The following is a 25,045-nucleotide window of genomic DNA, read 5'->3' as shown; positions in this document are numbered from 1 at the left end:
CTAAGGGCGTGCCCAAGCCCTACCGGGAAGAGGAAGCCTACCGGCTCGCCCTGGAGTTCTTTGAAGGGGACGACCTTCGGGCGAGCGTCTTCCTCAAGCGCTACGCCCTGAGGGACAGGGAGGGGCGGCCCCTCGAGGCCACCCCCCCGGAGCTATGGCGCCGCCTCGCCCGCCACGCCGCCCGGGTGGACCGGGGGATGGAGGAAGCCTACCTTTGGCTCTTCCAGGACTTCCGCTTCGTTCCCGGGGGGAGGATCCTTTTCGGCCTCGGCAACTGGCGGAAAAGCACCCTTTTCAACTGCTACTTCCTCCCCATCCGGGAAGACTCCGTGCAGGGCATCGCCCGCTTCCTGGACGAGGCCATGCGCACCTTCGCCTACGGGGGCGGGGTGGGCACCAACGCCGACGTCCTCCGCCCCAAGGGGGCCAAGGTAGGCAACGCCGGGGTGGAAAGCTCGGGGGCGGTGAGCTTCATGGAGCTCTTCTCCACCCTGGCCGGGGTCATGGGGGCAAGCGGGGGGCGAAGGGGTGCCCTCATGCTCACCTTCTCCGACACCCACCCCGAGCTTCTGGACTTCCTCAGGGCCAAAACCGACCCCGAGCGCACGAGGATCCGCCACGCCAACCTCTCCCTAAGGGCCACGGACGCCTTCCTGGAAGCCGCCCTGGCCGACGAGCCCTGGCGGCTTTCCTTCACCACGCCCAGGGAAGAAATCCGGGCGGAAATCCGGGCCAAGGAGGCCTGGGAAGCCCTGGTGGAGGCCGCCTGGAATAGCGCCGAGCCCGGCCTCCTCTTCTGGGACCGGGTGCGCACCTGGGCCACGGCCCAGTACGGGGGGACGGAGGTGCAAGGCGTCAACGTCTGCGGCGAGGTGCCCATGGAGCCCTACGGGGCCTGCAACCTAGGGAGCCTAAACCTGGCCGCCTTCGTAAAGGCTCCCTTCACCCCCCAAGCCTCCTTGAACTACGCCGCCCTCGAGGAGGCCACCCGGCTTGCGGTGCGCTTTTTGGACTTGGTGGTGGACCTGGGCAAGAACCGCCACCCGCTAGCGGCCCAGAAGGAAGCCTCCCTAAGAAGCCGCCGCATCGGGCTTGGGGTCATGGGCCTCGCCGACCTGCTGGCCATGCTGGGCCTCCCCTACGGCGGGGACGAAGCCCTCCGCCTTGCCGAGGAGGTCATGCGCCGCATCAAGGAGGCGGCCTACGAGGAAAGCGCCCGGCTGGCCCAGGAGAAGGGCCCCTTCCCCGCCTTTGACGCCCGGGAACACCTCAAAAGCCCCTTCATCCAGGCCCTCCCCGAAGCCCTCATCCAGAAGGTGGAAAAGGGCTTAAGGAACGCCGCCCTCCTCTCCATCGCCCCCACGGGCTCCATCTCCATCCTGGCCGGGGTGACGGGCGGCATTGAGCCCATCTTCGCCCTCACCTACCTCCGCCACGCCGGGGGAGAGGTCTTCCTGGCAGAGCACCCCCTCCTTAAACGCTACCGCAAGGCCACAAAAGGCGGCATCCCCGACTGGCCCACGGCGCACACCGTGGACCCTTTCCAAAGGGTGCGCCTCCAGGCCGCCTTGCAACGCCACGTGGACCAAAGCATCTCCTCCACGGTGAACCTGCCCAAGGAAACCCCCAAGGAGGTGGTGGAAAGGCTTTTCCTCACCGCTTGGAAGGAGGGGTGCAAGGGGATCACCGTTTTCCGGGAGGGAAGCCGGGAGGAGGTCATGGAACCCTTGCCCCCCGTGGGGGTCTGCACCTTCTGCCAGCCGGCATGACCCGCTACCGCCTCGCCACCAAGCCCTACCTCCCCTACCCCGGGGAGCGGCTTGCCCGGAGGAAGGGCTTTGGAGGGGAGTTCTTTGAGCTTCGCCCCTACGCCCCCGGGGACGAGGTGCGCCGGGTCCACTGGCGGGCCTACGCCAAGACGGGAAGGCTCTACACCCGCCTGGAAACCGCCCCCGAAAGGGCCCGGTTCCGCCTCTACTTGGACGAAAGCGAGAGCATGCGCCTTCACGGGAAGCTGGCCTACGCCGAGGAGGTGGCCTCCCTCCTCCTCCGGATCGCCCGGCAGGAGGACCCTCTGGCCCGCCTAAAGCGGGGGATGCCCGGGGCCTGGGGGGCGGGGAGGGGGACCTTGGTCCTCCTCACGGACGGCCTGGACCCCTTGCCCTGGGCGAGGCTCCTCCCCCGGCGGGTGGTCCTGGTCCAGGTCCTCTCCCCCGAGGAACTCCAGCCGCCCTTCGGGGAAGCCTTCCTAAGGGACGTGGAAACGGGGGAGGCCCTTCTGGTGGGGAAGAAGGAGGTGGAGGCCTACCGGGAAGCCCTGGCGAAGCACCTCCAGGCCCTCCGCCTCCTCGCCCTCCTCCGGGGCAGGTACGCCCTTCTCAGGGTGGGGGAACCGCCCCTGCCCGCCCTCCTACGCCAAGGCGTTTTGGAACTCCTCTAGGCCCAAGGCGGCAAGCCGCTTGGGGTCCACGCCCTCCTCCCACCCTGCAAGCCGGCGGTAGGCCAAAACCCCTTCCCGGAAGGCCACCGGGTCCAGCCGGGCCTCGAGGTTCCCTTTCCGGAAGGGTTGGAAGAAGCGCTCGGGAAGCCGGTCCTCCTCCGGGGAGATCCCCTCCCGCAGGTTGAAGAGGCGCGTGAGCTGCAAGGTCCTCTCCCCCACCGCCAGCATCTCCTCGGGGGTAAGGCGCCAGCCCGTGGCGGCGTAAACCGCCTCCTGCCACTCCTCGGGGGTCCAGGGCACGAAGTCGCAAAGCACTAGGCTATTCACGAAGCCCCGCTCCCGGGTCTTGGTCCAGAGCATGCGGATCTTGGTCTCGGAAAGGTCCTCTATGGGCAAGGGCGGGAACTCCTCCCCGTAGAAGCGGAGCTCCTTTAGGGCCTTCCCCTCCTTGGCGAAGGCGGTGTCGTGGAGGTTGTGGTTGTGGTCCGCCCCCGTGGGGCTAAGGGCATAGCCCACCCCCAGGGCCCGCTTGTACCGGGGGTCGTGCATGGGCACCTCCTGCCCCTTCACGTGCATGGCGAGCTCGGGGTGGCCAAGGGCCTCCGCCAAGCGCTTCGCCCCTAGGGCCAAAAGGGCCCCAAGCCGCCCCTCCTTGCGGGCGAGCTTTTCAATGGCGGCGATGAGGGCATCCCCGTTGCCGAAGCGGAGGCCCAGGCCCTCATCGTCCAAATAGCCCTTCTCCACCGCCTCCATGGCGCAGGCGATGGTCACCCCCACCCCGATCACGTCCAGGCCGTACTGGTTGCAGAGGGTGTTGGCCTTGGTCACGGCGTAGGGGTCGGTGACCCCGCAGGTGGAGCCCAGGGCCCCAAGCCCCTCGTACTCCGGCCCCCCGTATTCCGGGCGCACGTCGTACTTGCCCGTGCCCTCAATCTTCACCACCTGTTTGCAGCGGATGGCGCAGGCGTAGCAGGTGTCCCGGCCGATGCGGATGCCCAGGGCGTCCAGGCTGGTGCCGTCCAGGGCTTCGGCGCCCTCCAAGAAGCCATCCAGGAAGTTGTGGCTCGGAAGGACCCCACGGAGGTTAAAGGGCTTCACCGTGCCCACGGTGCCCATGGTGACCAGGCCCGCCGCCCGCTCCATGCGCTCCTTGGCCATGCGCCGGGCAAGCTCCTTGAGGAGGGCGGGGTCGTGGTAGGGGGGAAGGGTTTCCTTCCTTGCCCGGGCGGAAACCGCTTTGAGGCGCTTCGCCCCCATCACCGCCCCCAAGCCTCCCCGGCCGGCGAAGTGGGCCAGGTCGTGGATCACGTTGGCGGTGAGGACCCCGTTCTCCCCCGCCAGGCCGATCTGGGCGATGCGGGTATTCCCCCCGTGCGCCTCCTTGAGGAGGGCCTCCACCTCCAAGGGGTCCTTGCCCCAAAGGTGGGGGGCAGGGTGGATGGCCACCTCCCCCCCTTCCACGTGCAGGTAGACGGGGCTTTCCGCCTGGCCCAAGACCACCAGGGCGTCCAGCCCGGCGTTCTTCAGCTCAGCCCCGAAGAAGCCGCCCCCCTCGGCGTCCCCGTACCCGCCGGTCAAGGGGCTCTTGGCGGCCACGGTGTTCCGCCCCGAGCCGGAGATGGGGGTGCCGGTGAGGACCCCGGGGGCGAAGACGAGGGCGTTTTCCGGTCCCAGGGGGTCCGCCCCCTTGGGCACGTGCTTGAGGAGGAGGTAGGCGGCAAGGGCCCTACCCCCCAGGCACCGGCGCCAAAAGCCCTCACCGTAGCTTTCGTACCAGATGCGCCCCGTGGTGAGGTCCACGAAGGCCACGCGGTCATGGTATCCCTTGGGCATGCCCTAAGTTTAAACCGCCCGCCTTGGGGCGGGCGGCCTAAGCGCTTTTGGCCTAGCGGGTCTTTCCGGAAAGGAGGTCTTCGGCGAGCTTCTGCGCCTTGTCCAGGGCCGCCTTGGGGTCCACCTTGTTCAGGATGGCCTCCTTGATGGCCTGGCCCAGGATGTCAAAGCGGATCTGCTCCCACTCGGCCAAGGCGGGCTCAAACTTGGCGTAGCGGCTTTGCCGGACGATGGTGGCGTAGTCCGGGTTCTCGGCCACGTAGCTCTGGTAGACGGGGTCCTTGAGGGCGGCCTCGGTCACGGGCACGTACCCCGTGGCCGTGGCGAAGACCGCCTGGGCCCTGGGGCTTAGGACGAACTGCAGGAAGTCCTTGGCCACCGCCTGCTCCTCCTTGGAGGCCTGGCGGAAGACCACCAGGTTGGTGCCCTGGACCAGGCCAAAGCCCGCCTGCCCCTTGCTCCCCGGAAGCGTGGCCACCCCCAGGTCAAACTTGGCCCCTTGGCGGTAGTAGGTGTAGCCGGCGGAGGTGTCCACGCTGAAGGCGTAAGGGCCGGAGCCCAGGTTCTGGTTGATGTAGCCGGAGGTGATGGCCTTGGCCCAGCCCTCCTTCACCCCGTTCTGCAGGAGGGTGAGGGCCTCCACCGCCTCTTTGGAGTTCAGGACGAGCTTGCCGTCTTTTAGGTAACTGCCCCCCAGGTTGAAGAAAAAGTAGGCGAAGGTGGAGGCGTCGGGCTGGAACCAGTACACGGGGCCCCCTTCCGCTTGGGAAAGCCGCTTGCTCAGGGAGACGAAGGCCTCGAGGGTGGTGGGCACCTTGGCCCCGTGCTTCCTCAGGAGGTCCTTGTTGTAGTAGAGGACCTGGATGCTCTTGTTGAAGGGCACCCCGTAGACCACGCCCCCGAAGCGCACGGCGTTCAGGAAGGTGAGGTTCACCCCTTGGAGCTTCACCCCCAAGGACTCAATGGGCAAGAGGGCCTTGGCCTCCAGGTAGAGGGCGATGTTGTTCTCGTAGGCCTGGGCCATGGCCGGCACCTTCCCGGCGGCGAAGGCGGCCTTGATCTTGGTGGAGAGGTCCCGGTACCCCCCCTGGGGCACGGGGCGGACGCAACGGCCCTGCTGGGTCTTGTTGAACTCCACCACCAGGTTCTCCAAGGCGAGCTTCGGGGCCCCGCCGGTAAAGCCGTGCCAGAGCTCGGCCACCACCCTGGCCTTGGCGCACTGCTCCTTGATGACGTCCTCCGGTTTGGCCTGCTGGGCCAGGGCGAGCCCTAGAAGGGCTACAAGCGGTAATACCTTCTTCATACGCCTCTACACCTCCCATAGGAGTATACCGCCCGGCGTCAGAACAGGGTCAGCTACTTGAGCCCCGAGCGGGCAATGCCCTGGATGAACTGCCTTTGGGCCACGAAGTAGCCCAGGATGACCGGGAGGATGACGAAGGTGCTTGCGGCCATCAAGGCCCCGTAGTCCGAGCCCGCCTCGGAAACGAAGGCCTGGAGGCCGAGCTGCACCGTGCGCATCTCTGGGCTTTGCGTGACGATGAGGGGCCAGAGGAGGGCGTTGTAGGCCCCCAGGAAGGTGAAGATGCCGTAGGACACAAGCCCCGGCAAAGAAAGGGGCAAGGCGATGCGGAAAAGCTGGGTGAGGTACCCGGCCCCGTCTATGCGGGCGGCGTCAAAGAGGTCCTGGGGCAAGGAGAGGTAAAACTGCCTAAGGAGGAAGATGCCGAAGACGGAGGCCAGCCAGGGCACGATCAGGGCGTAGTAGGTGTCCAGCCAGCCGAGCCGGGCCAAGAGGACGTAGTTGGGGATGAGGAGGACCTCCCCCGGCACCATCATGGTGGCCAGGATGAGGACGAAGACCCCCTCCTTGCCCGGGAAGGGCACCCGGGCCAGGGCGAAGGCGGCCAAGGCCGCCAGGAAAAGGCCCACCGCCACCTGGGTCAGGGCGGTGAAGAAGCTATTGAAGAAGTACCGGCCCCAAGGGGCGGCCCGCCAGGCCTCGAGGTAGTTGTGGAACACGTACCCCAAGGCCCCGGGCACGGCGTTCACCCACTCCAGCCGCCACGCCTCCCCCTGGGAGCGGAGGGCGTCGGGGGGCAAGGGCGGGGAAAGGGGCACCTCCTTGGGCCAAAGGACCACCAAGGGCAGGACCCGGAAGGCCCCTTCCGTGGCGTTGGTGAGGCGGATCCGCCAAGCCCCTTCCCGGTAGGCCACCTCCACCCGGGTCCCGTCCGCCACCGGGTCAAAAAAGGCCCCCGGGGTTCGGGGCACGAAGGCCCTGGGGGGCTTTTCCTCCTCCCCCGGGAAGGCAAGCTCCACGCTCCGCCCAGGGCCCAAGCCCCCCCACAAGGGGCTATCCCCAAGCCTTGCCGCCTTCACCCAGTTCTGCGGCCTCATCCTCTCCGGCACCCAGATGGGCTTGGCCTGGAGGGCCTCCTGGGGGCTTTTGAGGCTCGTGGCCAGCATCCAGTAGAAGGGGAAGGCCATCAAGAGCCCCCCTGCCAGGAGAAGAACGTGGACCAAGAAGGTGGAAATCCTAAACCTCATAGTTCACCCGCTGCTCCAAGACCCGCCGCTGCACCAGGGTAAGGACCAGGATGATCAGGAAGGTCACCATGGCGATGGCGCTGGCGTAGGAGAAGTCGGAATCGCGGAAGCCCTTGTTGTAGAGGTAAAAGGCCAGGGTCAGGGTGTCCTGCAAGACCCCCCCCGTGGGGGTGAGGACGTAGACCTGGGTGAAGACCTGGAAGGCCCCGATCACCCCCAGGGTGAAGAGGAAGAAGGTGGTGGGGGAAAGGAGGGGCCAGGTGATGAGGCGGTGTTGCTGGAAGAAGTTGGCCCCGTCCAGCGCCGCCGCCTCGTAGTACTCCTTGGGGATGGCCTGAAACCCCGCCAAAAGGATCACCACCTGGTACCCCAGGAAGTGCCAGACGCTCATGGCCATCACCGCCACGAAGGCCAGGCTCGGCCCCGCCCAAAAGCCCTGGGGCTCGAGGCCCAGGGGCCTAAGGAGAAGGGCAAAGACCCCCGTGGGGGTGTTGAGCCAGTCCAGGCCCGGGGTGCCGAGAAGCCAGTTGAGAAAACCGAACTCCGGGTGGTAGATCCACCGCCACACCGCCGCCGCCGCCGTGAGGGCGGTGATGTAGGGGAGGAAGTAAAGCGTGCGGTAAAACCCCTGGAAGGCCACCCCCGTGTTCAAGAGGATGGCGATGGCGGTGGCCAGGAGAAGCCCTGTGGGCACGGTGAAGAGCACGTACCAGAAGGTGTTGCCCAAAGCCCGCCAAAAGAGCGGGTCCCTAAGGAGGATCTGGTAGTTCTCAAGCCCAGCGAACGCCGCCGGGCGCAGGAAGTTCACCTTCTCAAAAAGGCTCAGGTAAAAGGCGTAAAAGGTGGGAAAGACCTGCCAGACCAAGAGAAGGGCCAGGGCGGGCCAGACCAAAGCCCACCCGTAAAAGGCCGCCTGCTCCTTCTCCCCCATGCGCCGGCCAAAGAGGAGGGCGAAGGCGAGGGGGACGAGGACGGAAGCCCAGGGAAACCAGGGGGCGAGAAGCCCCAAAAGCAAAAGCGCATGGCGGAGGCCAAAGCGGAGGCCGTAAAGGGCCAAACCGCCATAGGCCAAAGCCCCAAGGGGAACCAAAAAGGCCGGCGCAAAGCCGAGCCTTTCCGCCAGCACCGCCAAGGCCCAAAGGACCCCAAAGGAGAGGAGAAGGTGCAACGGGTACCCCCGCATCCCGTGCCGGAGTATACCAACCCCCTTTAGGATGGGGCTTGTGTGGACCCTGACCCTGGACACCGCCACCCCCTACCTGGCCCTGGGCGCCTTCCGGGGGGAAGAGGGGGTGGGCCGGGTGGTGCGCCTGGGAAGGCGGCACGAGGAGGCGCTTTTTGGCCTCCTGGACGAGGTATTGGCCGAAGCGGGGGCGAAAAAGGAGGAGATCGGCGCCCTGGTCTTGGGCACGGGCCCAGGCTCCTACACGGGCCTCCGCATCGCCCTGGCGGCGGGGCTTGGCATCGCCTTGGCCCAAGGGGCCCGGGTCTATGGGGTTAGCTCCCTCCTCGCCGCCTCTTGGCCCTTCTTGGCGGAAGGAGGGCCGCCCCTCACCCCCCTCTTCACCGCCAGGAACCGGCTCTACTACGGGGCCACCTACGCCAAGCGGGAGGGGAAGCCCTTGGAGCTAGCCCCGCCCCGAAAGCTCAAGGCGGAGGAGCTTCCCCAAGCGGGCCTCCTCCTGGACCCGCCCCCTGACCCCCGGGCCCTTTACGAGCTCCTCCCCTTCGCCCAGGAAGGGGTGGAGCCCCTTTACCTCTAGTCGGCGGCCACCCCCGGGAGGCGGGGAACCCGGTAGGTGTAGCTGGGAGGGGGCTCCTGGAAGGGGGCCCCCCTAAGCCTTTCCGCCAGGAGGACCAGGTTCTCCCCGGCGATGCGGGCGTCCTCCACCAGTTCCGGGTTCTCCTTAAAGGTGGCAAGCCCCCGCCGGTGGGCATAGACGAGGCCCAGGGGCGCAAGGACGAAGCCCATGTAGGAAAGGGGCAGGAGCATCTGGGCCAAGGCTTGGCTCGCCCCCTCCTCCTCGGCCACCGCCAGGAGGGCCATGGGCTTGCCCAGGTTCAAGAGCCCCTGGTTCTCCATGGAGGTCATCCGCTCCAGGAGGGCCTTCATCCGGGCGGAAACGCTAAACCAGTACACGGGGGTGGCGAAGACCACGGCGTCGGCGTTCAGGATCCGCTCCGCCACCTTGCCAAACCCGTCCCAAGGCCCCTGCACGCAGGTTTCGGGGCCGCAGGAGGAAGGGTCTTGGGAGTAGTTCCCCACGCATAAGGGAAAGGGGTGCTTCACCAAGTCCAGGCGCTCCGTGGTGGCGCCCTTGCGCCTGGCCGCCTCCAAAACCTCGTCCAAAAGCTCCGCCGTAAACCCGTCCGTCCGTGCCGATGCGTTGACGCCGAGCACGCGTAAGCCCATAAATATCACCCACGCACTAAACCTCTTTTAGTATAGCACGCGCATTTACGGGCGGAAGGCCCCGGCCACGAACTCCCCCATCCCCCGGGCCCGCACGGGGTAGCCCCTAAGCCTCCCCTCCCCCGCCACGGGGCCTTCCCAGTAGGCCACCCGGGTGGTGCGGGAGAGGATCTCCCCTTCCCGGAAGAGGGGCCTGAGGGTTAGGGAAACCGCCGGGCCCTCGAGGCGCCAGGAAAGGGTGTAAGTCCGGCCCGAGGGGCTTCGCCAAGCCTCCAAGGGGACGAAGGCGAGGTCCAGGGCCTCAACCCGCCCCAAGGGGTCCACAAGGCTTCCCAGGACCTGGACCACCCGGCCCCGGGCGTCCTTCACCTGGTAGGCCATGAGCTCGGAGCCGTCCGAAAGGTGGAGGCCGAACCAGTCCCAGGTGGCCTGGACCCCGGAAAGCTGCTCCCCCCATTGGTGGTCCAGCCAGGCCTCCCCTTCGGCCTTTTCCCCGAGAATCCTGCCCGCGGCCCGGGCCCGGGTGTAGGACTGGTAGTACATCCGCCCCGTTTCCGCCGTGCCCGAGTAGCCGGGCGGGTGGACCACGGGGGGCTTCTCCGGGAGGAGAAGGAGCTCGAGGGGGCCCGCCAAGAGGCGGAAGCCTTCCCCTTCCCGCTCCAGGCGCCACCCCCCCACCTCCAGCCTGGGCCCCGGCTCCGCCCGGCCCCGGGGGGCCAGGAGGTCCTGGTCGGAAACCTCCAAAAAGCGCCTTTCCCCCGTGCGCAGGTCCGTGAGGGCCAGGTGGGCGGCGTGGAAGGCGCCAAAGAGGCTTCCCGGCAAGCCCAGGATGCGGTAGGAGGGAGGGGCGTAGGCCTTGAAGAAGGCGAAGTGGAAGGCGTAGGGCTCGGCATGGCCCGAGGCGTACCACCACTCCAGGGGAGCGGGCCTCGGGTCCCAGTCCTTGGGGTCGGGAAGCCTTTCGGGGTCCACCCCCAAAAGGGCGGGGGCGCAGGCGGGAAGGAGAAGGGCGAGAAAGGCCAACCGCTTCATAGCCTCTCCTTAGCCTACCGGGACGGGAAGGGGCGGGCGTGGCCCCGGCAACAGGGCCCTTGGGCTAAGCTTATCCCCGTGACCGATACCCACGCCCACCTGGACTTCCTGGAGCCCGAGGAGCTAGCGGAGGTGAAGGCCCACCTCCCGGAACTCCGGGCCGTCCTCACCCTCGGGGTGGACCCGGGCCGCTGGGAGAAAACCCTGGCCCTGGCCCAAGGGAACGTGTACGCCGCCCTCGGCCTCCACCCCACGAGCGCCCAGCTCCTCTCCCCCGAGGTGGAGGAGGCCCTCCGCCACTACGCCCGCCACGAACGGGTGCGGGCCATCGGGGAAACGGGCCTGGACTACTACTGGACGCCGGAAACCAAGGCCGCCCAGGGAAGGGCCCTGGACTTCCAGGCGACCTTGGCGGAGGAAAGGGGGCTTCCCCTGGTCCTCCACGTGCGGAGCAAGGACGGGAGCGCCGAGGAGGACCTCGCCGCCTGGCTCCTCCTCCACCGCCCCAAGCGGGTGGTCCTCCACGCCTTCGGGGGCCACCCCGCCTTGGAGCGGGCGGGCCTCGAGGTGGGGGCCTACTTCAGCCTGGCAGGCCCCCTCACCTACAAGAAGAACGAGGCCCTAAGGGAGGTGGCGAAGCGCCTCCCCTTAGACCGCCTCCTGGTGGAAACCGACACCCCCTTCCTCCCCCCCGAGCCCCACCGGGGCAAGCGCAACCGCCCCCACTACGTCCGCTTCACCCTGGCGCGGCTTGCGGAGGTGCGGGGGCTTAGCTTCGCCGAGGCGGAGGCCCTCACGGACCATAACGCCCAGGTATGCTTTGGGTGGTGATGCGCAGGCTTCTTTTTGCCCTAGCGTTTTTCCTCCTCGCCGCCCTGGCGGCCCCCCGGCTCGTGGTGGAGCCCGAGGACGGGGTAAAGCCCCTTCTGGACCTCATCCGTTCGGCCAGGGAGGAGATCCTGGTCAAGGTCTACCTCTGGACCCCAAGCCGCATGGACCTGGTGGAGGCCTTGGGCGAGGCGGCGGCCCGGGGGGTTAGGGTACGGGTCCTCCTGGAGCGGGAGCCCGCGGGCGGGCGGGTGGACCTCGCCGTCTACCAGGCCCTGAAGGACCGGGGGGTGGAGGTGCGCCTCACCACCCCCTTCCGCTTCGTCTTCGTCCACGAGAAGAGCGTGGTGGTGGACCGGAGGTGGGCCTGGGTGGGGACGATGAACTTCACGGGAAGCTCCTTCGGCGCCAACCGGGAATACGCCCTCATCCTGGACGACCCCAAGCAGGTGGCCGAGGTGGCCCGGGTCTTTGAGGCGGACTGGAAGGGGGAGCGCTTAGACCTCTCCCGCTCCCTCCTCGTCTGGGCCCCAAGCCGCACCCTGGGCGGGGTCAAGGAGGGCAACGCCCGCGAGGTCCTCCTCTCCCTCATCCAGGGGGCCAAGAAGGAGCTTTTCCTGGAACACCAGGCCATGGCGGACCCCGAGGTGGTGGCGGCCCTGAAGGAGGCCCTGGCCCGGGGGGTAAAGGTGCGCCTGGTGGGAAGCCCCGCCGAGCCCGGGGACACCTACTTCCTGGCGGGGGCGGAGGCGCTCAAGGCGGCGGGGGCCGAGGTGCGCTTCCTCCCCGACCCCTATGTCCACGCCAAGGTCCTGGTCAAGGACGGGGAGGTGGCCCTTTTGGGAAGCCTGAACCTGAGCGCCAACTCCCTGAACGCCAACCGGGAGCTCGCCGTGCTCCTTGCCCGCAAGGAGGCCCCCGAGGCCTTCGCCCGCCTCCTCGCCACCCTGGAGAAGGACTTCCAGGCGGGACTAGAGGAAAACCCCTTCGCCCTCCCCGAGGTGGAAGGCGTCATCCCCTGGCAGGAGGCCCCGAAGCATTTCGGCCGGGTGGCCCGGGTGGAAGGGGTCATCCAGCGGGTGGAGGACCGGGGCACCGTGGCCTTCCTCCACTTCGGCACGGGGGAAAGCGACCTGCGCCTGGTGGCCTTCCCCCGTAACTATGGGCTTTTCCAGCAACCCTTCCCCCAAAGCTACCTGGGCAAGCGGGTGCGGGCCAAGGGGCGCATCGTCCTCTACGCCGGGTATTACGAGATCGTCCTGGAAAGCCCCGAGGCCCTGGAGGTCCTGGATGGAAGCCCTTAAAGCCCTGGGCTACGAGGTGAGCCCCATTGAGGGGGGGTGGTATGCGGAAAAGCGCCGGGGCGGGGTGGTCTACCAGGTCTTCTACGGGGAAGGAGGGGATTTACGGCTTCGGAGGCGCCGCTTCCTCCGGGAGGAGGCGGGCCCCAGGACCCTGGCCGGGGTGGCAGGGGAGTGGGCGGCCCGGCTGGAGCTGGAGGAGAACTTCTTCGCCGTGGCCGAACCCGAGCGGCTTCCCGAGCTCGTCTTGGCCTTTGAGCAACTTGACCTCCCAAGGGAAACCTCCTAAACTTAGGCCCAACATGCGCCCGCGCCTTCTTAACAACGGCTAGCTGGGGGGCGGTGCACCTGGCCCCCCCGGTCCCCCATGGCCGGGGGGGCAAACGCTTAGGAGGGAAGGATGCGCGTACTGGTGAAGGACCTGAAGCGGCACGTGGGCGAGGAGGTGGAGCTTTTGGGCTTTCTCCACTGGCGGCGGGACCTGGGCAAGGTGCAGTTCCTCCTCCTCCGGGACCGAAGCGGGGTGGTGCAGGTGGTTACGGGGGGAAGAAAGCTTCCCCTGCCCGAGTCTTCCTTGCGGGTGCGGGGGGTGGTGGTGGAAAACCCCAAGGCCCCGGGGGGCCTCGAGGTCCAGGCCCAGGACCTTGAGGTCCTCTCCCCCGCCCTGGAACCCACCCCGGTGGAGATCCCCAAGGAGGAGTGGCGGGCCCACCCCGACACCCTCCTGGAATACCGCTACGTGACCCTTAGGGGGGAAAAGGCCCGCGCCCCCCTCAAGGTGCAGGCCGCCTTGGTGCGGGGCTTCCGCCGCTATCTGGACCGGCAGGACTTCACCGAGATCTTCACCCCCAAGGTGGTGCGGGCCGGGGCCGAGGGAGGGTCGGGGCTCTTCGGCGTGGACTACTTTGAGCAAAGGGCCTACCTGGCCCAGTCCCCCCAGCTCTACAAGCAGATCATGGTGGGGGTGTTTGAGCGGGTCTACGAGGTGGCCCCGGTGTGGCGCATGGAGGAGCACAACACGAGCCGCCACCTGAACGAGTACCTTTCCTTGGACGTGGAGATGGGCTTCATTGAGGGCGAGGAAGACCTCATGCGCCTGGAGGAAGCGCTCCTCCAGGAGATGCTGGAAGAAGCCCTCACCGCTGCCGGGAACGAGATCCGGCTCCTTGGGGCCGAGTGGCCCTCCTTCCCCAAGGACATCCCCCGCCTGACCCTGGCCGAGGCCCGGCGCATCCTGAAGGAGGAGCTGGGCTACCCCGCCGGCCAGGACCTCTCCGAGGAGGCGGAAAGGCTCCTTGGCCAGTACGCCAAGGAGCGTTGGGGCACGGACTGGCTCTTCCTCACCCGCTACCCAAGGGCGGTGCGCCCCTTCTACACCTACCCCGAGCCCGACGGCACCACCCGGAGCTTTGACCTCCTCTTTCGCGGCCTGGAGATCACCTCAGGGGGCCAGCGCATCCACCTGTACGAGGAGCTCTTGCAAAGCCTTAAGGCCAAGGGCATGGACCCCGAGGGCTTCAAGGGGTACCTGGAGGTCTTCAAGTACGGCATGCCCCCCCACGGGGGCTTCGCCATCGGGGCGGAGCGGCTCACGCAAAAGCTCCTCGGCCTGCCCAACGTGCGCTACGCCCGGGCCTTCCCCCGGGACCGGCACCGGCTTACCCCTTAGCCCAACGGCTTGCTAAGGGAAAGCACCCGTCCTAAGTTGACGGGAAAGTGCTTTTGGGGTAAGGTAGAGTTTGTGCTCTTTGGTCGGGCCAAGGGAGCACGGTAAGAACCAGCCACCGCAAGGGGCGCTCCCCTTGCGGAAGAACCCTGTTAGCTTACCTCGGGCGGCCCGCTTACCCCTTTGAGGTGACGCATGGAGATTAAGCGGTTCGGTCGCATCCGAGAGGTCATTCCCCTTCCTCCCCTTACGGAAATCCAGGTGGCTTCCTACAAAAAGGCCCTTCAGGCCGACGTGCCCCCGGAAAAGCGGGAGAACGTGGGCATCCAGGCGGCCTTCAAGGAGACCTTCCCCATTGAGGAAGGAGACAAGGGCAAGGGCGGCCTGGTCCTGGACTTCCTGGAGTACCGCATCGGCGAGCCGCCTTTCCCACCCGATGAGTGCCGGCAGAAGGACCTCACCTACCAGGCCCCCCTTTACGCCCGGCTCCAGCTCATCCACAAGGACACGGGGCTTATCAAGGAGGACGAGGTCTTCTTGGGCCACATCCCCCTGATGACCGAGGACGGCTCCTTCATCATCAACGGGGCTGACCGGGTCATCGTTTCCCAGATCCACCGCTCCCCCGGGGTGTACTTCACCCCAGACCCCGCCCGCCCCGGGCGGTACATCGCCAGCATCATCCCCTTGCCCAAGCGGGGGCCTTGGATTGACCTAGAGTTGGAACCAAACGGCACCGTCTCCATGAAGGTCAACAAGCGCAAGTTCCCCCTGGTCCTGCTCCTCCGGGTCTTGGGGTACGATGCCGAAACCCTGAACCGGGAGCTTGGGGCCTACGGGGACCTGGTGCAAGGCCTTCTGGACGAGGCGGTGCTCTCCATGCGCCCCGAGGAAGCCCTGGTGCGCCTCTTCACCCTGCTCCGCCCCGGGGACCCGCCCAAGAAGGACAAGGCCTTGGCCTACCTCTACGGCCTCCTGGCCGACCCCCGGCGCTACGACCTGGGGGAGGCGGGGCGGTACAAGGCCGAGGAGAAGCTTGGCATCCGCCTTTCGGGCCGCACCCTGGCCCGCTTTGAGGACGGGGAGTTCAAGGACGAGGTCTTCCTGCCCACCCTCCGCTACCTCTTCGCCCTCACCGCAGGGGCGCCGGGCCACGAGGTGGACGACATTGACCACCTGGGCAACCGGCGCATCCGCACCGTGGGGGAGCTCATGGCCGACCAGTTCCGGGTGGGCCTAAGCCGCCTGGCCCGCGGGGTGCGGGAGCGCATGGTCATGGGTGGGGACACCTTGACCCCGGCCAAGCTGGTGAACAACCGGCCCCTCGAGGCCGCCATCCGGGAGTTCTTCAGCCGCAGCCAGCTCTCCCAGTTTAAGGACGAAACGAACCCCCTCTCCTCCCTGCGCCACAAGCGGAGGATCTCCGCCTTGGGGCCTGGCGGCCTCACCCGGGAGCGGGCGGGCTTTGATGTGCGCGACGTCCACCGCACCCACTACGGCCGCATCTGCCCGGTGGAGACCCCGGAAGGGGCCAACATCGGCCTCATCACCTCCTTGGCCGCCTACGCCCGGGTGGACGAGCTCGGGTTCATCCGCACCCCCTACCGCCGGGTGGTGAACGGGGTGGTGACGGACGAGGTGGTCTACATGACCGCCACGGAGGAGGACCGCTACACCATCGCCCAGGCCAACACCCCCGTGGAGGAAGGCCGCATCGCCACGGACCGGGTGGTGGCGCGGAGGCGGGGGGAGCCCGTCATCGTGAGCCCGGAGGAGGTGGAGTTCATGGACGTCTCCCCCAAGCAGGTCTTCTCCGTGAACACCAACCTCATCCCCTTCCTGGAGCACGACGACGCCAACCGGGCCCTGATGGGTTCCAACATGCAGACCCAGGCGGTGCCCCTGATCCGCGCCCAGGCCCCCGTGGTGATGACGGGCCTCGAGGAGCGGGTGGTGCGGGACTCCTTGGCCGCCCTCTACGCCGAGGAGGACGGCGAGGTGGTGGCGGTGGATGGGCGCCGCATCACCGTGCGCTACGCCGATGGCCGCCTGGTGGAGCACCCCTTGCGCCGCTTCGTGCGCTCCAACCAGGGCACCGCCCTGGACCAACGCCCCCGGGTGGTGGTGGGGCAAAGGGTAAAGAAGGGAGACCTCCTAGCGGACGGCCCCGCCTCGGAGGGGGGCTTCCTGGCCCTAGGGCAGAACGTCCTGGTGGCCATCATGCCCTTTGACGGCTACAACTTTGAGGACGCCATCGTCATCAGCGAGGAGCTCCTGAAGCGGGACTTCTACACCTCCATCCACATTGAGCGCTACGAGATAGAGGCCCGGGACACCAAGCTGGGCCCCGAGCGCATCACCCGGGACATCCCGCACCTCTCCGAGGCCGCCTTGCGCGACCTGGACGAGGAAGGCGTGGTGCGCATCGGCGCCGAGGTCAAACCCGGCGATATCCTGGTGGGCCGCACCAGCTTCAAAGGCGAGCAGGAGCCTTCGCCCGAAGAGCGCCTCCTCCGCTCCATCTTCGGCGAGAAAGCCCGGGACGTGAAGGACACCTCCTTGCGGGTGCCCCCCGGGGAAGGGGGCATCGTGGTGGGCACCCTGCGCCTCAGGCGGGGGGATCCAGGGGTGGAGCTCAAGCCCGGGGTGCGGGAGGTGGTGCGGGTCTTCGTGGCGCAAAAGCGCAAGCTCCAGGTGGGGGATAAGCTGGCCAACCGCCACGGCAACAAGGGCGTGGTGGCCAAGATCCTCCCGGTGGAGGACATGCCCCACCTGCCGGACGGCACCCCCGTGGACGTGATCCTGAACCCCTTGGGCGTGCCCAGCCGGATGAACCTGGGGCAGATCCTGGAAACCCACCTGGGCTTGGCGGGCTACTTCCTGGGCCAGCGCTACATCTCCCCGGTGTTTGACGGGGCCACGGAGCCGGAGATCAAAGCCCTCTTGGCCGAGGCCTTTGACCTTTACTTCGGCAAGCGGAAGGCCGAGGGCTTCGGGGTAGACAAGCGGGAGCGGGAGGTCCTGGCCCGGGCGGAAAAACTTGGCCTGGTGAGCCCTGGCCTAAGCCCCGAGGAGCAACTCAAGGAACTCTTCATGCAGGGCAAGGTGGTCCTCTACGATGGCCGCTCCGGCGAGCCCATTGAGGGGCCCATCGTGGTGGGGCAGATGTTCATCATGAAGCTCTACCACATGGTGGAGGACAAGATGCACGCCCGCTCCACCGGCCCCTACTCCCTCATCACCCAGCAGCCCCTGGGCGGCAAGGCCCAGTTCGGCGGCCAGCGCTTCGGCGAGATGGAGGTGTGGGCCCTCGAGGCCTACGGGGCCGCCCACACCCTGCAGGAGATGCTCACCATCAAGTCCGACGACATTGAAGGCAGGAACGCCGCCTACGAGGCCATCATCAAGGGTGAGGACGTGCCCGAGCCCAGCGTGCCCGAGTCCTTCCGCGTCCTGGTGAAGGAGCTGCAAGCCCTGGCCCTGGACGTACAGACCCTGGACGAGAAGGACAACCCCGTGGACATCTTTGAGGGGCTGGCATCCAAGCGCTAACTGGAGGAAAGATGAAAAAGGAAGTCCGCAAGGTCCGCATTGCCCTGGCCTCCCCGGAGAAGATCCGCTCCTGGAGCTACGGGGAGGTGGAGAAGCCGGAAACCATCAACTACCGCACGCTCAAACCCGAGCGGGACGGCCTCTTTGACGAGCGCATCTTCGGCCCCATCAAGGACTACGAGTGCGCCTGCGGCAAGTACAAGCGCCAGCGCTTTGAGGGCAAGGTCTGCGAGCGCTGCGGCGTGGAGGTGACCAAGAGCATCGTGCGCCGCTACCGCATGGGGCACATTGAGCTCGCCACCCCCGCCGCCCACATCTGGTTCGTCAAGGACGTACCCTCCAAGATCGGCACCCTCTTGGACCTCTCCGCCACCGAGCTGGAGCAGGTGCTTTACTTCAGCAAGTACATCGTCCTAGACCCCAAGGGGGCCATCCTGAACGGCGTCCCCGTGGAGAAGCGCCAGCTCCTCAGCGACGAGGAGTACCGGGAGCTCCGCTACGGCAAGCAGGAAACCTACCCCTTGCCCGCGGGGGTGGACGCCCTGGTGAAGGACGGGGAGGAGGTGGTGAAGGGCCAAGAACTCGCCCCCGGGGTGGTGAGCCGGATGGACGGGGTGGCCCTTTACCGCTTCCCCCGCCGGGTGGTGGTGGACTACCTGAAGAAGGAACGGGCCGCCCTGCGCCTGCCCCTCGCCGCCTGGGTGGAGAAGGAGGCCTACAAGCCCGGGGAGATCCTGGCGGAGCTCCCCGAGCCCTACCTCCTCCGGGCCGAGGAAGAGGGGGTGGTGGAGCTTAAGGAACTCCAGGAAGGCTACCTCCTCACCCTCCTGCAAGACGAGGAGCCCGTGGCCCGCTACTTCCTCCCCGTGGGGCTTGCCCCCCAGGTGGTGCACGGGGAGATCGTGGAGGTGGGCCAGCCCCTGGCGGAAGGCAAGGGCCTTTTGCGCCTACCCCGCCACATGCACGCCAAGGTGGTGGGGGCGGAAGAGGAAGGGGACCAGGTCTACCTCACCCTCTCCCTGGAGTGGACCGAGCCCAAGGAGTACCGGGTGGCCCCCCACATGAACGTGGTGGTGCCGGAGGGGGCCAAGGTGGAGGCGGGGGACAAGATCGTGGCCGCCATTGACCCCGAGGAGGAGGTCATCGCCGAGGCCGAAGGCGTGGTCCACCTGCACGAGCCCGCCAGCATCGTGGTGATGAAGGCCAAGCTCTACCCCTTTGAGGACGACGTGGAGGTTTCCACCGGGGACCGGGTAGCCCCCGGGGACGTGCTGGCGGACGGGGGCAAGGTCAAGAGCGAGATCTATGGCCGGGTGGAGGTGGACCTGGTCCGCAACGTGGTGCGGGTGGTGGAGTCCTACGACATTGACGCCCGGATGGGGGCCGAGGCCATCCAGGCCCTCCTCAAGGAGCTGGACCTGGAGAAGCTGGAGAAGGAACTCCTGGAGGAGATGAAGCACCCCTCCCGGGCCCGCCGGGCCAAGGCTCGGAAGCGCCTCGAGGTGGTGCGGGCCTTCCTGGACTCCGGCAACCGCCCCGAGTGGATGATCCTCGAGGCCGTCCCCGTCCTGCCCCCGGACCTCCGCCCCATGGTCCAGGTGGACGGGGGCCGCTTCGCCACCAGCGACCTCAACGATCTCTACCGCCGCCTCATCAACCGCAACAACCGCCTGAAGAAGCTCCTCGCCCAAGGGGCTCCGGAGATCATCATCCGCAACGAGAAGCGCATGCTCCAGGAGGCGGTGGACGCCGTGATCGATAACGGCCGCCGCGGGGCCCCTGTGACCAACCCCGGCTCCGACCGCCCCTTGCGGAGCCTCACCGACATCCTCTCCGGCAAGCAGGGCCGCTTCCGGCAGAACCTCTTGGGCAAGCGGGTGGACTACTCGGGCCGCTCGGTGATCGTGGTGGGCCCCCAGCTCAAGCTTCACCAGTGCGGCCTGCCCAAGCGCATGGCCCTGGAGCTCTTCAAGCCCTTCCTCCTCAAGAAGATGGAGGAAAAGGGCATCGCCCCCAACGTCAAAGCGGCGAGGCGCATGCTGGAGCGGCAACGGGACATCAAGGACGAGGTGTGGGACGCCCTGGAGGAGGTGATCCACGGGAAGGTGGTCCTCCTGAACCGGGCCCCCACCCTGCACCGCTTGGGCATCCAGGCCTTCCAGCCCGTCTTGGTGGAAGGGCAGTCCATCCAGCTCCACCCCCTGGTTTGCGAGGCCTTCAACGCCGACTTTGACGGGGACCAGATGGCGGTGCACGTGCCCCTTTCCTCCTTCGCCCAGGCGGAGGCCCGCATCCAGATGCTCTCCGCCCACAACCTCCTCTCCCCCGCCTCCGGCGAGCCCCTGGCCAAGCCCAGCCGGGACATCATCCTGGGGCTTTACTACATCACCCAGGTGCGGCGGGAGAAGAAGGGGGCGGGCCTAGAGTTCGCCACCCCCGAGGAGGCCCTGGCCGCCTACGAACGGGGCGAGGTGGCTCTGAACGCCCCCATCAAGGTGGCGGGCAAGGAAACCAGCGTGGGCCGGCTCAAGTTCATCTTCGCCAACCCCGACGAGGCCCTTTTGGCCGTGGCCCACGGGCTTTTGGACCTCCAGGACGTGGTCACGGTGCGCTACCTGGGCAAGCGGCTGGAGACGAGCCCGGGCCGCATCCTCTTCGCCCGCATCGTGGGCGAGGCGGTGGGGGACGAGAAGGTGGCCCAGGAGCTCCTGCAGATGGACGTCCCCCAGGAAAAGAACTCCCTCAAGGACCTGGTCTACCAGTCCTTCCTGCGCCTGGGCATTGAGAAAACGGCCCGGCTTCTGGACGCCCTCAAGTACTACGGCTTCACCCTTTCCACCACGAGCGGCATCACCATCGGCATTGACGACGCCGTGATCCCGCCAGAGAAGCAGAAGTACCTGGAGGAGGCCGACCGCAAGCTCCGCCAGATTGAGCAGGCCTACGAGATGGGCTTCCTCACGGACCGGGAGCGGTACGACCAGGTGATCCAGCTCTGGACGGAAACCACGGAAAAGGTCACCCAGGCGGTCTTCAAGAACTTTGAGGAGAACTACCCCTTCAACCCCCTCTACGTGATGGCCCAGTCCGGGGCCCGGGGTAACCCGCAGCAGATCCGCCAGCTTTGCGGCATGCGGGGCCTCATGCAAAAGCCCTCGGGGGAAACCTTTGAGGTGCCCGTGCGCTCCTCCTTCCGCGAGGGCCTCACGGTTTTGGAGTACTTCATCTCCAGCCACGGGGCGCGGAAGGGCGGGGCGGACACCGCCCTTAGGACCGCCGACTCCGGGTACCTCACCCGCAAGCTGGTGGACGTGGCCCACGAAATCGTGGTGCGGGAGGCGGACTGCGGCACCACCAACTACATCTCCGTCCCCCTCTTCCAGCCCGACGAGGTGACCCGCTCCCTGCGCCTGAGGAAGCGCTCGGACATTGAGGCGGGGCTTTATGGCCGGGTCCTGGCCCGGGAGGTGGAGGTGCAGGGGGTACGGCTGGAAGAGGGGCGTTACCTCTCCATGGAGGACGTGAACCTCCTCATCAAGGGGGCGGAAGCCGGGGAGATCAAGGAGGTGCCGGTGCGGAGCCCCCTCACCTGCCAGACCCGCTACGGGGTCTGCCAGAAGTGCTACGGCTACGACCTCTCCATGGCCCGGCCCGTGTCCATCGGCGAGGCGGTGGGCGTGGTGGCGGCGGAGTCCATCGGGGAGCCCGGCACCCAGCTCACCATGCGCACCTTCCACACGGGCGGCGTGGCCACGGGCACGGACATCACCCAGGGTCTGCCCCGGGTCATTGAGCTCTTTGAGGCCCGCAGGCCCAAGGCCAAGGCGGTCATCTCCGAGATTGACGGGGTGGTGCGCATTGAGGAAACCGAGGACAAGCTCTCCGTCTTCGTGGAGTCCGAAGGCTTCGCCAAGGAGTACAAGCTCCCCAAGGACGCCCGCTTGGTGGTGAAGGACGGGGACTACGTGGAGGCGGGCCAGCCCCTCACCCGCGGGGCCATTGACCCCCACCAGCTCCTCGAGGCCAAGGGTCCCGAGGCGGTGGAGCGCTACCTGGTGGACGAGATCCAGAAGGTCTACCGGGCCCAGGGCGTGAAGCTCCACGACAAGCACATTGAGATCGTGGTGCGGCAGATGCTCAAGTACGTGGAGGTGACCGACCCCGGGGATAGCCGCCTCCTGGAAGGCCAGGTCCTGGAGAAGTGGGACGTGGAGGCCCTGAACGAAAGGCTCATCGCCGAGGGCAAGACCCCGGTGGCCTGGAAGCCCCTCCTCATGGGGGTGACCAAGAGCGCCCTCTCCACCAAGAGCTGGCTTTCCGCCGCCAGCTTCCAGAACACCACCCACGTCCTCACCGAGGCGGCCATCGCCGGGAAGAAGGACGAGCTCATCGGCCTCAAGGAAAACGTCATCCTGGGCCGCCTGATCCCCGCCGGCACCGGTTCGGACTTCGTGCGCTTCACCCAGGTGGTGGACCAAAAGACGCTGAAGGCCCTGGAGGAGGCCCGCAAAGAAGCGGTGGAGGCCACCAAGGAGGCCCCTGCCCGCCGCATCCCCCGCCGGGAGCAGCCGGGCAAGCAGGCTTAAGGACGGGCTTATGGGGCGGCGGGGCTTTCCCGCCGCCTTTTCCCGCATAATGGGGCCATGCTGGCTAGGCTCTACACCGCCTTCCGCCAAGTGGGGGAAGACCTCTTCGCCCAGCGCCTCATCTCCGCCACCGCCGGCAACTTTTCCGCCCGCACCAAGGAGGGCTTCCTCATCACCAAAAGCGGGGTGCAGAAGGCGCGGCTTACCCCGGAGGACCTCGTGGAGGTGCCCCTGGAGGGCCCCTTTCCCCCGGGCGCCAGCGTGGAGAGCATCATCCACCGCGAGGTCTACCGGCGCACGGACGCCGTGGCCCTGGCCCACGCCCACCCTCGGGTGGCGGTGGCCCTTTCCTTAAGCTTGGAAAGACTTGTGCCCCTGGACCTCGAGGGCCAGATCTACCTCAAGGAGGTCCCCGTCCTCTCCCCCAAGACCACCTCCGCCACGGAAGAGGCGGCCCTAGCGGTGGCCGAGGCCCTGCGGGACCACCCCGTCTGCCTCCTCAAGGGGCACGGGGCCTTCGCCAAGGGAACCAAGGAGAAGCCGGAAGAGGCCCTTCTAGAGGCCTATAGCCTCCTCACCACCCTGGAGGAAAGCGCCGAGGTCCTCCTTTACCATCGGCTTTGGGGGAAGGGATGAGGGTGCTTTTCGTGGAGGCCAAGGACCGGAAGGCCCTGGAGGCCCTGGCCCAGAAGCTTCCCCACCCTTACTGGCTCCTGGCGGGGGAAGGGGTCTTTCTCCTGGAGGTCTTCGGGGCCTCGGAGGAGGCCCAGGCCCTGGCGGAAGGCCTCCCGGGGGCTCGGGTCTGGGCCTTTACCCTGGAGGATGGGGTAGTCTATAGGGGATGCGGGAAGAAATCGGCTACATCCCCGTAGGGGAGGCGGAGCTTTACGTGGAGGACGTGGGGGACGAGCACGCCCCCGCCCTCTTGGTCCTCCACGGGGGCCCCGGGGGCAACGCCTACGTCCTCCGGGAAGGGCTCCAGGACTACCTGGAAGGCTTCCGCGTGGTCTACTTTGACCAGCGGGGCTCGGGGCGGAGCCTGGAGCTTCCCCAAGACCCCAGGCTCTTCACCGTTGACGCCTTGGTGGAGGACACCCTGGCCCTGGCCGAGGCTTTGGGGATTGAGCGGTTCGGCCTCCTGGCCCACGGCTTCGGGGCGGTGGTGGCCCTGGAGGTCCTCCGCCGCTACCCCGAGGCGGAAGGCGCCCTGCTCCTTGGGCCTTGGGTGAGCTTCCCTTGGCTTGCCGCCCGCCTGGCGGAGGCGGCGGGCCTCACCCCAGGGGAAGACCCCGAGGAAAACCTCAAGGCCGCCCTGGAAAAGGCCGAGCCCAAGCTCCTCTTTGACCGGCTCATGTTCCCAAGCCCCAGGGGGCGCATGGAGTACGAGTGGCTGGCGGAGGGCTCGGGGATCCTCGGGCCCGACACCCCCGCCCTGGCCTTCCTGCGGAACGGGCTTTGGCGCCTGGACTACACCCCCTACCTCACCCCCTCCTCCAAAGCCCTGGCGGTGGTGGTGGGGGAGCGGGACGGCACCAGCTACCCCTACGCCGAGGAGGTGGCGGAGCGCCTTAGGGCGCCCATCCGCGTGGTGCCGGGAGCCGGGCACTACCCCTGGATAGACGCCCCCGAGGCCTTCGGCGAGGCCTTCCGCGCCGCCCTCGCCCAGGTCCTCGCCCCCCAAGGGTGGTAGACTAAGGGCGTCACCGGGGGTGCCCCAAAAGGGGCTGAGAAATACCCTTGGAACCTGATCCGGGTAATGCCGGCGTAGGGAAGGTGACGGGCCCCTCCCGGTGACAAGGAGGGGTTTTATGCGGAAAGCCTTGGCGCTCCTTCTGCTTTTGGCCTTCGGCCTGGCCCAAGAGGTCACGCTCCTCACCCACCAAAGCTTCTCCCTGGACAAGGGCCTCGTCGCCCAGTTTGAGCGGGAAACGGGCCTCAAGCTTCGCATCCTCAAGGCGGGGGATGCCGGGGAGACCCTGAACCGGGCCATCCTCACCAAGAACGCCCCCATCGCCGACGTGCTCTACGGCTTTGACAACACGTTTCTTTCCCGGGCCCTCGAGGCGGACATCCTCCTCCCCTACCGGAGCCCGGAGATTAGGAACCTCAAGGCCACCCTGCTCCTGGACCCCACCTTCCGGGCCCTCCCCGTGGACTACGGCTGGGTGAGCCTGAACTACGACAAGGCCTACTTCCAGAATAGGCCCCTGCCCAAGGGGCCCGAGGACCTGGCAAGGCCCGAGTACGCCCGGCTCCTCGCCGTGCAGAACCCCGCCACCAGCTCCCCGGGCCTGGCCTTCCTCATGGCCACCGTGGCCCGCTTCGGCGAGGACGGCTACCTGGACTTCTGGGCCAGGCTTAGGGACGGCGGGGTGCGGGTGGCCAAGGGCTGGAGCGAGGCCTACTACACCCACTTCACCCTGTACAAGGGGGACAGGCCCATCGTGGTCTCCTACACCACAAGCCCCGCCGCCGAGGTCTATTACTCCGAGGGCAAGTACCAAGAGCCCCCCACGGGGAACCTCTTCCCCGAGCTCGCCTTCTTCCAGGTGGAGTTCGTGGGCATCCTGAAGGGCACCAGGAACCTGGAGGGGGCCAAAAAGCTTGTGGACTGGCTCCTCTCCCGCCCCGTACAGGAGAACATCCCCACGGAGATGTGGATGTACCCCGCCCGGCGGGACGCCAGGCTCCCCGAGGTCTTCCGCTTCGCCCCGGAACCTGTAGGCAGCGTCCGGTTAGATCCCAAGCGCATGGCGGAGAACCGGGAGCGCTGGATTGAGGAGTGGACCAAGGTGGTCCTCCAGGGGCAAAGCCCGGAGGCGGTGCGCCGGGGGCGGCGCTAAG

19 protein-coding genes and 1 riboswitch are annotated in these 25,045 nt (G+C 67.4%); of the genes, 13 read left to right on the top strand and 6 right to left on the bottom strand.

Annotated elements, in window-relative coordinates; all coding sequences use genetic code 11:
• Positions 1-8 precede the first annotated feature (8 nt).
• Positions 9-1,769 carry an adenosylcobalamin-dependent ribonucleoside-diphosphate reductase gene (locus LXN00_RS02870; protein WP_234504504.1) on the top strand — a complete coding sequence of 587 codons (1,761 nt, stop codon included), beginning with the start codon at positions 9-11 and terminating at the stop codon, positions 1,767-1,769.
• Positions 1,766-2,440: a DUF58 domain-containing protein gene (locus LXN00_RS02865; protein ID WP_234504501.1), complete on the top strand. Its 675-nt coding sequence runs from the start codon at positions 1,766-1,768 to the stop codon at positions 2,438-2,440. Before LXN00_RS02870 ends, LXN00_RS02865 begins: the two co-directional genes overlap by 4 nt.
• Here LXN00_RS02865 and LXN00_RS02860 read toward each other — a convergent pair.
• From LXN00_RS02860 to LXN00_RS02845, 4 genes are read right to left on the bottom strand one after another with little or no spacing between them, the layout of a single operon-like run.
• Complete coding sequence (locus tag LXN00_RS02860) at positions 2,411-4,273, bottom strand: aldehyde ferredoxin oxidoreductase family protein (protein ID WP_234504498.1); 1,863 nt, start codon at positions 4,271-4,273, stop codon at positions 2,411-2,413. The genes LXN00_RS02865 and LXN00_RS02860 overlap by 30 nt on opposite strands.
• A gap of 52 nt (positions 4,274-4,325) precedes the next feature.
• Positions 4,326-5,576, bottom strand: a complete 1,251-nt coding sequence (locus tag LXN00_RS02855) for an ABC transporter substrate-binding protein (protein ID WP_234504496.1) — start codon at positions 5,574-5,576, stop codon at positions 4,326-4,328.
• A 53-nt stretch (positions 5,577-5,629) separates the two neighbouring features.
• Positions 5,630-6,763, bottom strand: a complete 1,134-nt coding sequence (locus LXN00_RS02850) for a carbohydrate ABC transporter permease (protein WP_234505148.1) — start codon at positions 6,761-6,763, stop codon at positions 5,630-5,632.
• A gap of 49 nt (positions 6,764-6,812) precedes the next feature.
• On the bottom strand, positions 6,813-8,006 hold the full coding sequence (locus tag LXN00_RS02845; RefSeq protein ID WP_234504494.1) for a carbohydrate ABC transporter permease: 1,194 nt from the start codon (positions 8,004-8,006) through the stop codon (positions 6,813-6,815).
• 31 nt (positions 8,007-8,037) lie between these two features.
• On the opposite strand from LXN00_RS02845, the gene tsaB reads away from it, so the two are divergent.
• Positions 8,038-8,586 (top strand): tRNA (adenosine(37)-N6)-threonylcarbamoyltransferase complex dimerization subunit type 1 TsaB, encoded by a 549-nt coding sequence (gene tsaB / locus LXN00_RS02840; RefSeq protein ID WP_234504491.1) that lies wholly within the window; start codon positions 8,038-8,040, stop codon positions 8,584-8,586.
• Here the strand turns inward: tsaB and LXN00_RS02835 are convergent.
• Positions 8,583-9,236, bottom strand: a complete 654-nt coding sequence (locus LXN00_RS02835) for a flavodoxin family protein (protein WP_234504488.1) — start codon at positions 9,234-9,236, stop codon at positions 8,583-8,585. The genes tsaB and LXN00_RS02835 overlap by 4 nt on opposite strands.
• A gap of 45 nt (positions 9,237-9,281) precedes the next feature.
• Positions 9,282-10,268, bottom strand: coding sequence for a lipocalin family protein (locus tag LXN00_RS02830; protein ID WP_234504487.1), 987 nt, complete (start codon positions 10,266-10,268; stop codon positions 9,282-9,284).
• Positions 10,269-10,346: 78 nt separating this feature from the next.
• Between LXN00_RS02830 and LXN00_RS02825 the strand changes: the two genes are divergently transcribed.
• The 10 genes from LXN00_RS02825 (at position 10,347) to LXN00_RS02780 (ending at position 25,044) form a co-directional block, all read left to right on the top strand.
• On the top strand, positions 10,347-11,099 hold the full coding sequence (locus LXN00_RS02825; protein ID WP_234504485.1) for a TatD family hydrolase: 753 nt from the start codon (positions 10,347-10,349) through the stop codon (positions 11,097-11,099).
• Positions 11,084-12,400, top strand: a complete 1,317-nt coding sequence (locus LXN00_RS02820) for a phospholipase D-like domain-containing protein (RefSeq protein ID WP_234504482.1) — start codon at positions 11,084-11,086, stop codon at positions 12,398-12,400. Before LXN00_RS02825 ends, LXN00_RS02820 begins: the two co-directional genes overlap by 16 nt.
• Positions 12,387-12,686 (top strand): hypothetical protein, encoded by a 300-nt coding sequence (locus LXN00_RS02815; protein ID WP_234504479.1) that lies wholly within the window; start codon positions 12,387-12,389, stop codon positions 12,684-12,686. The genes LXN00_RS02820 and LXN00_RS02815 overlap by 14 nt, the downstream gene beginning before the upstream one ends.
• Positions 12,687-12,797: 111 nt before the next feature.
• The gene (aspS, locus tag LXN00_RS02810; protein WP_234504475.1) at positions 12,798-14,066 is read left to right on the top strand and encodes an aspartate--tRNA(Asn) ligase; all 1,269 of its coding nucleotides are present in this window, start codon (positions 12,798-12,800) and stop codon (positions 14,064-14,066) included.
• Between the two features lie 192 nt (positions 14,067-14,258).
• Complete coding sequence (locus LXN00_RS02805) at positions 14,259-17,615, top strand: DNA-directed RNA polymerase subunit beta (RefSeq protein ID WP_234504472.1); 3,357 nt, start codon at positions 14,259-14,261, stop codon at positions 17,613-17,615.
• An 11-nt stretch (positions 17,616-17,626) separates the two neighbouring features.
• Entirely contained in the window at positions 17,627-22,201 is a 4,575-nt protein-coding gene (rpoC, locus tag LXN00_RS02800) for a DNA-directed RNA polymerase subunit beta' (protein WP_234504470.1), read from the top strand.
• Positions 22,202-22,258: 57 nt separating this feature from the next.
• Positions 22,259-22,837, top strand: a complete 579-nt coding sequence (locus LXN00_RS02795; RefSeq protein ID WP_234504467.1) for a fuculose-1-phosphate aldolase — start codon at positions 22,259-22,261, stop codon at positions 22,835-22,837.
• A complete protein-coding gene (locus LXN00_RS02790) occupies positions 22,834-23,073 on the top strand; it encodes a hypothetical protein (RefSeq protein ID WP_234504464.1) in 240 nt (79 codons plus the stop codon). Before LXN00_RS02795 ends, LXN00_RS02790 begins: the two co-directional genes overlap by 4 nt.
• The gene (locus LXN00_RS02785) at positions 23,043-23,891 is read left to right on the top strand and encodes an alpha/beta fold hydrolase (protein ID WP_234504462.1); all 849 of its coding nucleotides are present in this window, start codon (positions 23,043-23,045) and stop codon (positions 23,889-23,891) included. Before LXN00_RS02790 ends, LXN00_RS02785 begins: the two co-directional genes overlap by 31 nt.
• A gap of 5 nt (positions 23,892-23,896) precedes the next feature.
• Positions 23,897-23,990, top strand: a riboswitch (TPP riboswitch).
• Positions 23,991-24,009: 19 nt separating this feature from the next.
• Positions 24,010-25,044, top strand: a complete 1,035-nt coding sequence (locus LXN00_RS02780; protein WP_234504460.1) for a thiamine ABC transporter substrate-binding protein — start codon at positions 24,010-24,012, stop codon at positions 25,042-25,044.
• Position 25,045: the final 1 nt, after the last annotated feature.

Origin of the sequence: Thermus brockianus (genome assembly GCF_021462505.1) — a bacterium.
GTDB lineage: Bacteria > Deinococcota > Deinococci > Deinococcales > Thermaceae > Thermus > Thermus hydrothermalis.
The sequence above is the reverse complement of the archived record's forward strand: the minus strand, read 5'-3'. Positions and strand labels throughout refer to the sequence as shown.